Raw genomic sequence first — 9,259 nt, forward strand, 5'->3', positions numbered from 1 at the left:
GGGTATGAATTCGCTGCGCGAATTCCAAGAGAAAGGCTCCGCTGCGCGGAGCCTAAGCCGCTGCGCGGCCTTTAAAAAGCGCTTCGCGCTTTTCTGATTCCCGCTGCGCGGGAATCCGGGAATTACGCTTCGCTCCATTCCCTGAGGGTGGGGAGGATTCCCGCTGCGCGAGAATCGGGGCACCCGCTGCGCAGGCGCTCCGGGCGGGTCCGCTGCGCTCCCCCGCCACCGGCTACGCCGAGCAGCAGCGGTGAGGGTGGCCCGGGTTTCCCCTTGCCAAACCGGGGATGGAGGCGGGAGCGGGGGAAGCGAGGAGCCCAAGGGTGGTCACCGAGGCTGCGCCCCGGTGACGCCGAGACCCAGAGGCCGGCCCCCGCCCGGCTGCTCCGGGAAGGGGCCGGGATGATGCATCACGAGCCTACCTGTGTAGCACCTGGGAAACTTTCCCAGCACCGGGAGACGCCGCTCGGTGAGGCGGTGCGAGAATGCTTCAAAAGGCGGGGGTGGCTGAACTCTGGAACCAGGCTGCATCACCCCTGCATCAAGCTGATGCAGCATGTTCCATTGGCAGAATAGAGCCATATCCGGACCTGCACACTGGACGGACCGGCACGCAGACCGCTGACACACCGCCCGAGGCCACGCGAGCAGGGCAAACAGCCCCGGCGCGCACGGCCGGACGGGGCGTCAGGAACGCCCGGAGAGTGGCTCGGGAAGGCCGAGGAAGCGGCCGTGCAAATGCTGCGGCCCGGCTCCAGGACTGCGGAGGCGGGGCGGGGTTGCGGGTACACGCGTGACCCGGGCCGCCCGCGTGGGGGCGGGCCAGCGGGCGGGCGTGCGGGCCACGAGACGGCCGGCCCCGAGGAACACCCCACTCGGACGGCGCGACACCAGTGAAGACAGAAGACGCCCAGCAGTGAAGAACGGGCGACGCCCATCACCTACCAGCAAGGAGGGACGGCCCTGCATCTCACGACAGACAGGCATCTACGACTTTTCGTAGGTGGTCAGTCCCGGAATTCCGGGACTGACCTTCGCCCTGGGCCACGCACTCGGTTGCCAGCCCAGCCATGCACGGTATGACGTCACATCACCTCTGACATCAACACACCTCTGACGTCATAGCGTCTACCAGATGCGATGACGTCATTAAGACCAAGTGGTCTAGACCACGTAGAAACCCAGGAGGCAACTATCCCAGTTTGACCCGGTATTCCGGGCTGCAAAATGTGGCGTGCATCACATTTTTCGCATGCTGTCACCCTGCGGAGTCGCGATATTCCGGGCGGTTTAGTATTTCCGCCTTCAAGCCCCTGACCTGCAAAAACAAGGGGCACTGGAGTCCCGAAACGTCTGCTATGGACCTCTGTCCGAATAGCGAGTTTTGTGCGCCGTGGTCCTGCGCCATTTTCGGCGGATCTTTCTCGTAGAGTCTTCGGCACGACGCCCTTCGGCACGACGAAGGGAGACCCCGCATGGGCCCGTGCTTGGAGGCTTGGCCCTGCGGAATCTCCCTCTCGCGAGTCGACGGGTAACCGGTCCGATCCAAGGAGCAGGAACCCATGACACTCATCAAGAATAGGGGTACACAGACCCCGCCTGTACCCCTTAACTGTGACGAAGCAGTCACTATTTGTAATCACGACGCTAGTTCGTCTGAGTCTTCGTCTGTCCGCCTATCGCGACTGACGCGCTGGTCACAGGCGGCGGCCGTAGGCACTGGGGTGATCTGCGCGCTGTTCGCCACCTATCTCGGGCTGACCGAGAAGATGGCGGCCGCAGCCGTCATCGGCGCCGTCGCCGTCGGCGCGTTCACGGCCTTCGGCGGCATCACCGTGACCATCCAGATCCGCAAGTAGCACCACCTGCAGTGGAGCCCCGGGACGTTTTCGTCCCGGGGCTCCACTGCGTCCTGGCCGAGGTGCCCGGAAAATCGAACGGAGTGGCTCCAATTGGAGCCACTCCGTTGCCGGACGCCTGGTCCGGGGCGCGTGAGAGCTCGGCTACAGCTCGAACTGGATTTGCTCGATGTCGGTCAGTTCGACCTGGAGGTCGTGGGCGCGGTGGCCGCCGTCGCGGAAGTACATCTCTCCCAGTGCCTCGGCGGTGGCCTGCTGGAGGTCGTGGTCGGTGGCGCCGGCGTCCTGGGCCTCGAGAAGGCGAGCGGCGTGGTGGGGCGGCAGGGCGAGGGTGAGATGGCGCATGCGGGCGTCGTCGGTGGTGCCGACGGGGGCGGTGAAGCCGAAGCGGGCGCGGACGTCGACCATCAGCCCCGCCGAGGTGGCCGCCGCCTTGCGGGCCTTGGCCCGGATCTGCGGCTGCCACCGCCGGCGGACCTCGGCGGCCATCTTCTCCGCCAGCTCGGGCCGCGGGCGCTTGATCTGGTCGCGGACGTAGCGCTCGACGGTGCGCTGCGAGACACCGAGGAGGACCGCAACTGCCTTGGTGCTGCCCTTGTGCTGCTTGACCAGGTAGCGGACCTGGGCGCCGACGCTCTTCGGGACGGGGCGGGTGAACGCGCCCACGAACGCGCCGTGCAGGGCGGTGTCGATGATCATGCGTGGTCTTTCGGTGGAGGGCCGGCGGGCGGCGGAGCGGGGGTGGCATCGCGGATGACGCCATCCCTGGCCGCGGCGGGTCAGGCGAAGTGGCGGGCGGCAGCTGCCACGAAAGCCTTGGTGGCGGCTATGGCGTCCTGCCGGCGTGCGGCGAGAGTGTCGGCGTCGGGGGCGTCACGCAGGTCGTAGGAGGCCTGCGCGGCCGCGTCGGCGGCCGATGCCAGGGCGGGCACGAGGACCGCGACCAGAACGCGCGGGGTCTCGATCGCGGCGCGGGTGGCATGCAGTTCGGCGCGGGCCGCATCGAGGCGAACCTCGTCCCCGCCGGCCAGACGCAGCTCCTCGCGGACGAACTGGGCCCGGCGATGGTTGGCCAGCGCGGAGGCGAGCGCGGTCACGGCCTCCAGCGCCTGGTCCCGGCGCCGGTCGACACGCTCGGCATCCCGAGCGGAACGGGTGGTGCGGTGCTGAATCAGCCCGGCGACCACGGCACCCAACAGGGTGCCGAGAACGGCGATCACGGTAGCGAGCATGACGAAGCTCCCCCTTCGGGAACGAACAGACGGGCGGACCGGCGGGCGCCGGTGAAGGTGAGGCGCTGTACGGCGACCTGAGCGGCGATCAGCACCCTGGACGATCAACGAGACCTAGAACAGGGTGCGAGGCCGTCAGGTCGTTGTGCAGACGGTTTCTCTGCGGGGTCTCGCGGCTCATGTCTGACGCCGAGGCCATGACCTGTGCACCCGTTCGTCGTCTCATGCTGTGTCGGACGCTCAGCGTCTCAGCTCCATGTCGGAAGTCGATGGCTGCGTCGGCCTTGCCGCGGCCCGGCCCACTTGACCCGTCCTAGCGGAGTTCGACCGCTCGCCGCTGGACTCCATATCAGGTGAAACGCACGGTCAGCCTCTTGTTCGGCGCGCTCGAGTCGTCTTCCGCCGCAGCTCGGACCAGGACGGACGCGATCGCTTCGAACGCCTCATCGCCCATGCGGCCACGACTGACCGCGGCGTTCTCCCAGACGATCTCGACCGGACGCTCGACATCCGTGCTCAGACGGTCCCACAGGGCGCTCAGGTTGTGCCCGTAGTACGGACCGAAGTCCAAAAACCCGGCAAGAACCCGGTGCACGTCCGCCTGGCTTCCGATACGTGCCCCGTCAACGGCCACGCGCATGCTCCCCCACCCCTTCAACCGGCCAAGCCGTTCCATGACCCCCGGCACCCCTGCCGGCACTGCGGCCAGCTGAACTGCGGCATCTCACAGCCGATGCCGGATCCGGCTTCCGTCCGACTCGACCGTGAGATCCCGACACGAAATCCGAGAGCGTACATCCTGTAGGTTCTCACTTTCGGTGTCAGGCGCCGACACTGTGACCTGCAGGCCTTGGCGTTGTCTCACTCGGGTTGCCTGGGGTTCTGTCTAACGACCATGTCATTTCCTCGAAGCCATCTCGGCTCCCCGGCTCGCAGCCGCGTTCTCCTCCAGGTCACCCAAAGAGCAGTTCAACGTCCGAGTCGACGCAGACTTTCAACACGATCACGAGCTGTCGGGCGTCCTCGATGTGTCGCAAGAGGGTGGGGTCACCTCCCTCGGCCTCCCACTCCGTGATGATCTCGGCCAGCCGGGGCAAGACCCTGGCACAGTCTGCGGCGGATAGATCGCCAGCATCGTCAGGATGGTCGAGCAGGGGCTCAAGCGTCGATGAGATCTCGCTCCATCGCCGGTCCCCGCCGAAGCCCCACATGTCAGGCAGCGTGAACCCCTCAGCCTGGGCCAAGCGCTGGCGGAAGGCACTGAAGCCCGAGTAGGACCAGCTGATGTCCGGGCTGGTGAGGTCACCGTCCCCAGGGAACAGACACAGTCCCACGAAGCCTCCTCGATCGAGACTTCCATGATCGAGCGGGCAGGGCGGATGCAGCAAACGACTATCCGCCCCTGGCTAACCATCACGAGGGCCGGACTTCAATTTGCCGACGAGCGGCGTTCCAGACCTGCTCGAACCCGTCAGAGGTGGACGATGACCTGTGGGCGCTGATCGAGCCGCTCCTGCCGCGCTGGCCCGAGAAGGCTCCCGGTCCACGGCCCATGCCGGGCCGGCTGTGCCTGCAGGGCATCCTCTACGCCCTGTACAACGACATCGCCTGGCAACTGCTCCCCCTTGAGTTGGGGTTCGGTTCTGGCCAGACCTGCTGGCGGCGTCTCGAACGCTGGCAGCAGGCCGGAGCCTTCGACCAACTACATCGCGTCCTGCTCGCCAGGCTGCACGCGGCCGGCGAGCTGGACTGGTCCAGAGTATGCGTCGACGGCTCCCACGTCCGCGCCAAAAAAAGGGGGAGCCGACGCCAGTCCGTCGCCGGTCGACCGGCGGAAGACGGGCAGCAAGCACCACCTGATCTGCGACGGACGCGGAACCCCACTCAAGGTCATCACCACCGCCGCCAACGTCAACGACGTCACCCAGACCCTCGCCCTGGTCGACGACATCCCTCCCGTCGCCAGCCGCCCAGGGCGGCCCCGCCGACGCCCCCAGTCCCTGCTCGGCGACAAGGGCTACGACTCCGACCCCCACCGGCGCGAACTTCGCAAGCGCCGGATCCTCCCGGTCATCTCCCGCAGAGGCGCCCCGAACATCGAGGGCCTGGGCAAGCTCCGCTACGTCTTCGAGCAGACCTTCGCCCCGCTCCACCAGTCCAAACGCCTCGCCGTCCGCTGGGAACGCCGCACCGAACTCCACGACACCTTCGCCTCTCTCGCCTGCAGCCTCATCTGCTGGAGAAGACTCAAGAAGGCTCGATCATGATCGCGTTACGAGCTCTCAGCACAAGCCGGCTGGACCAACCCCACTCCTGCCGGATGGAACCGGGACGCCATGACCATGATCAAGTCATACAGCTGACCCACCGCTGTGGTTCCACCCAAACCCTCGGGTGGAACCACAGCACCCCCAGCCCACCCGGACACATCCCCGGATCCCGCACATCGCGCGCACGCCGAGCATGCGGCAGCTCGGATCGCTGTCCGGTGAGGATGGCCCTGAGGGCAGCAGCGGACACCGCGCACCTTCGCGTCGAGGCTCAGGCAGCACCCGCACGAGGCGGAAACTTCTGTGCTCGTGGCAAGATCTCTGCGCACCGCCGGGTTGGCGGTCAGGGGGAGGGGTTTGCATGCCTGTCGATGCTGCGGAGTTCGCGGCCCGGCTGAGAGCCGAGCAGAACGATCCGGACCGTGAGGAGCGGTTTCGGCAGGACCGTGTGAGGCGGCGTCGCAAGATCGGGCTGTGGGCGGGGGCCGGGGCGGTCGTGGCCGGCGGGTTCGCGTTCTGGCTGTTCAGTGTCACGGCCGGTGAGCGTCCGGCGAACGAGCCGTTCGCGGCGGGGCTCCTTGAGGAGTCGATGTGGCCCGATGCCTGGCCTTACACGACCGGTCTGCCCTTCCGGGGCTCTCCCGCGGCCCGCTGGGACAGGACCGATGTGGCCAGCAGCATGCTGCCTCCCCAGGCCGAGCCCGTCGGCAAGCTCAGCGCGCAGCAGGTGGCCGCAGGGCTGGAGACGGTGCGTGAGTTCGTGCGGGAGGCCAACGTCTCCGACGAAGTACTGCTCGGTGAACACCCCGAAGGAGCGCTCGCTCTTCTTGCTCCCGGCGATCCTGCCCGGCGTGAGATGGAGACCGCCCTTGCGCGTCCCGGGCAGGGGCGTGATCCTCTGGCGATGTTCACCCGCTTCGATCCTGATGAGATCGTCGTCATGGAGGACACCAGGGCCGAGGGCTCCATGACCTATGAAGCCACACCCGCCGGAGAGCTTCTGGTGCATGCCGACTACACCTTCGTCTACGCCGTTTTGAAGGCAGAGGGCGGCTGGGAGGTCCGTCCCGGACGCGAGGAAGTGGCCCGAGTGGTCGTGCGGCGCCAGCTGAGCGCGACAGTGCGGAAGGGAAAGATCGTACTGGGTCCTTCCGCGTACATGATCGCCAACGATGCCTGCCCTGCTGTTGGGGACGGATTCATCCACCCGCTCTTCTCCAAAGAAGCGGCCAAGGTCAAGGCCGGGAAGCGGTTCGACCCGTACGCGGCCGGTACACCTCTTGCCGGCGCACCCGACGGTGCTTGCCTGGTCCCCACCCGCACCTGACGGACCTCCGCTCCGGCAGCCGGCCCACCGCTCTTCTCCGCCCGCCACCAGGGCCCAGTGCCATAAAAACTTCTCACCGCACAGGACACGCTCCCCTTCCGGCCCGCCATCGCCCGTTGCTCGAGGCAGTGGCCGCGCCCTTGCAAGAACCCTTGTGCAATCCCACCTCGTACCTGAAGGAACCATGAACCAGACAGCGCGCCGTGCGGCGGCGCTCACCGCCGCCGCCGGCCTCCTGACCGTCGCGGCGCTCGCGAACTCCGGCACGGCCATAGCCACAGCCGGGGACACTGTCCTACGGCTGTCGGCGCATGATCAGGTGGCGGCTCCGGGTACCGCTCCGCGTCTTGATCCGGTGGTGGAGTCCGGTACGGCCGATGGCAAGACGGTGATCGCTTTCTCCACCAGGGCGCTGACCGGGCCGGCCGGGGAAGGTGCGGGAGTTCCCGAGGGGTTCACCGCGCAGGCCAACGGCTGCAGTGAGGTGGCCGGTCTTGTCGCCGTCTATGTGTGCGGTCCCTCGGGTCTGCGGCCCGGCTTCACCGTGCCCAGGGATGCGGCGGACATGACGGCGGTCCACTGGGGCTTCGCCCACGTGCCCAGGGGTGGTGATCTGGCTGCCGGGATCCAGACCGCCCGCACCGCCGCGGCCGTGCCTGCGGGCCCCACGCACGGCAGTGCCAAGGTCGTGGTCAAGACCGCGGCGCACGCCGCTTTGAACACCGCCAGGTTCGACGTGCCGGGCATACCCTCCGGGGGGACCGTGCGCCAGCAGCTGCGATTCCACGCCGAGGACTCCGGGGAGCTGTTCCTGCGGTTCCGGCCGGCCGACGGTTACCTCTGGCGCGGCGCGGGTCCCATTCGCATCGGCGGGATCACCACCAGTGCCGGGGCCGTGTGCACGCTGACCTCGGCCGTGCTGCTGTCCTCGCCGGCGAACCTGCAGTGCCGCCTTGAGCCGGGCGACCACACCATCGGCTACGACCTGAGCACGTCCGCGGGTCAGTACACGGCCAGGCTCCAGGCACTGACCTCCTACGACATTCACGACTTCGGCACCCCCACCAGCGACATCCGCCACGCCAGCGCCCCGTTCGCCGCACTGGGCAAGCCCGTCCTGCCCCGCCACGGCCTGCTGGCCCGCGACACCACCGGTACCCTCTTCCAGCAGTTCGGCGCCCCCGGCACGGCTGCCGCCTTCTACAATCGGGCCCCGGTCGGCTCCAACTGGCAGGCATACACCGCGCTCACCGCGCTCTCCCCGCTCAAGGAACTCCCCTACTCCTTCACCGACGCGAAACCCTCCGCCGCCACCCGCGGTCACGGCGACCTCGTCACCCGCGACGCGTCCGGCACCCTCTGGTACTACGACCGCCAGAACTCCGACGACACCCCGTACGCCATCCGCGTCCGTATCGGTCCCGGCTGGAACGCCTACGACCGGATCGCCGGGGCCGGGGACCTCGACCGGGACGGCCTGACGGACCTGCTGGCCCGCGACAAGTCCGGTGTCCTGTGGTTCTACGCAGGCACCGGCAGGCTCGCCGACGGCAACCGCTTCACGGCGCGCGTGCGCGTGGGCGGCGGCTGGCAGGCCTACGACCGGCTGGCCGGCGGCGCGGACCTGAGCGGCGACGGACGCGCCGACCTGCTGGCCCGCGACAAGACCGGGATCCTGTGGCTGTACAAGAACACCGGCAACGCCACCGCGCCCTACGCGACCCGCGTCCGGATCGGCGGCGGCTGGCAGGCCTACGACCAACTCGTCGTGACCGGCGACCTCACCGACGACGGACGCCCCGACGCCGTCGCCCGCGACAAGGCCGGAACCCTGTGGCTGTACAAGGGAACCGGCAGCGCCACCACCCCCTTCACCACCCGCACCCCCGTCGGCGGGGGATGGAACACCTACAACCAGCTCTTCTGACCCACGTCCCCAGGGCACAAAGCCCTCTGCGGCGTGCCCACCCGGACACGGGCCGACCGCCGCGCCACCGGGCCGCATGCCGGACGGGCCCGCACCATCCGGTGCGGGCCCGTCCAACCACCCCAGGGCCCACCGAGGGGGGAGTTCGGCCAGGCCCTGCCTGTCCAGAGCGGTTCCATGCGCTCACCACCCCACCTGCCCCCGATACCCTCCCCCACACGCACGGAGTCGTCTCCAAACGGTCGTGCTGGTAATGGCGGCGCTCGGGACCGGGAATCTGGACCCGCTCACGTTTCGTCGGCGCCTTCCTGGTCACCGTGCCCGTCGAGCGCGGCCAGCCCGTCGCTCCAGCGGGTACGGCGCTCGGGCTCCTGCTGGTCCCACCAGGGCATACCGCGTTCGCCGAGGGCGACCTTCGCGGTGTGCACGCGGTCGCGGGCGGCTCGTTCGGCAGCCGTGTCCTGGGCGCGGCGGGCCATGGCCACGGCGCGACGAGCGGCCATGAGGTGGGACCGCAGCCGGGCGGCCACGTCCTCAGGCACGTCGGGGTCCGTGGCCCGCCAGCGCCGACCGTCGATGATCACATACCGTCCGTCGGGGGTGCGGGCGGGCTTTGGCGCATCAGCCGTCACCTCTCCACCCTG

9 protein-coding genes are annotated in these 9,259 nt (G+C 68.4%); 4 read left to right on the plus strand and 5 right to left on the minus strand.

From position 1 onward, the window contains the following. The first annotated feature begins 1,724 nt into the window (after positions 1-1,724). The gene (locus tag ACWGSR_RS37145) at positions 1,725-1,859 is read left to right on the plus strand and encodes a hypothetical protein (RefSeq protein ID WP_453573747.1); all 135 of its coding nucleotides are present in this window, start codon (positions 1,725-1,727) and stop codon (positions 1,857-1,859) included. Between the two features lie 144 nt (positions 1,860-2,003). Here ACWGSR_RS37145 and tpg read toward each other — a convergent pair whose 3' ends face one another. From tpg to ACWGSR_RS37165, 4 genes are all read right to left on the minus strand, one after another. Next, entirely contained in the window at positions 2,004-2,558 is a 555-nt protein-coding gene (gene tpg, locus ACWGSR_RS37150) for a telomere-protecting terminal protein Tpg (protein WP_453573750.1), read from the minus strand. A gap of 80 nt (positions 2,559-2,638) precedes the next feature. Continuing rightward, a complete protein-coding gene (locus ACWGSR_RS37155; RefSeq protein ID WP_453573753.1) occupies positions 2,639-3,091 on the minus strand; it encodes a protein kilB in 453 nt (150 codons plus the stop codon). 349 nt (positions 3,092-3,440) lie between these two features. Continuing rightward, positions 3,441-3,731, minus strand: coding sequence for a barstar family protein (locus tag ACWGSR_RS37160; RefSeq protein ID WP_453573756.1), 291 nt, complete (start codon positions 3,729-3,731; stop codon positions 3,441-3,443). 313 nt (positions 3,732-4,044) lie between these two features. Next, complete coding sequence (locus ACWGSR_RS37165; protein WP_435191208.1) at positions 4,045-4,425, minus strand: hypothetical protein; 381 nt, start codon at positions 4,423-4,425, stop codon at positions 4,045-4,047. Positions 4,426-4,568: 143 nt separating this feature from the next. On the opposite strand from ACWGSR_RS37165, the gene ACWGSR_RS37170 reads away from it, so the two are divergent. The 3 genes from ACWGSR_RS37170 to ACWGSR_RS37180 all read left to right on the plus strand — a co-directional run bounded on the left by ACWGSR_RS37170 (position 4,569) and on the right by ACWGSR_RS37180 (position 8,615). Further along, positions 4,569-5,358 (plus strand): IS5 family transposase gene (locus ACWGSR_RS37170; RefSeq protein WP_453573760.1). Its coding sequence is split into 2 segments (ribosomal slippage): positions 4,569-4,903 and positions 4,902-5,358, totalling 792 coding nucleotides; the frame shifts between segments, so codons are not numbered across the junction. Between the two features lie 364 nt (positions 5,359-5,722). Continuing rightward, positions 5,723-6,688 (plus strand): hypothetical protein, encoded by a 966-nt coding sequence (locus ACWGSR_RS37175; RefSeq protein WP_453573763.1) that lies wholly within the window; start codon positions 5,723-5,725, stop codon positions 6,686-6,688. Between the two features lie 184 nt (positions 6,689-6,872). Continuing rightward, positions 6,873-8,615 carry an FG-GAP repeat domain-containing protein gene (locus ACWGSR_RS37180; RefSeq protein ID WP_453573765.1) on the plus strand — a complete coding sequence of 581 codons (1,743 nt, stop codon included), beginning with the start codon at positions 6,873-6,875 and terminating at the stop codon, positions 8,613-8,615. A 287-nt stretch (positions 8,616-8,902) separates the two neighbouring features. Here the strand turns inward: ACWGSR_RS37180 and ACWGSR_RS37185 are convergent, their stop codons facing one another. Then, on the minus strand, positions 8,903-9,247 hold the full coding sequence (locus tag ACWGSR_RS37185; RefSeq protein ID WP_453573768.1) for a hypothetical protein: 345 nt from the start codon (positions 9,245-9,247) through the stop codon (positions 8,903-8,905). Positions 9,248-9,259: the final 12 nt, after the last annotated feature.

The sequence above is a fragment of the Streptomyces sp. NPDC055632 genome, from assembly GCF_053618675.1.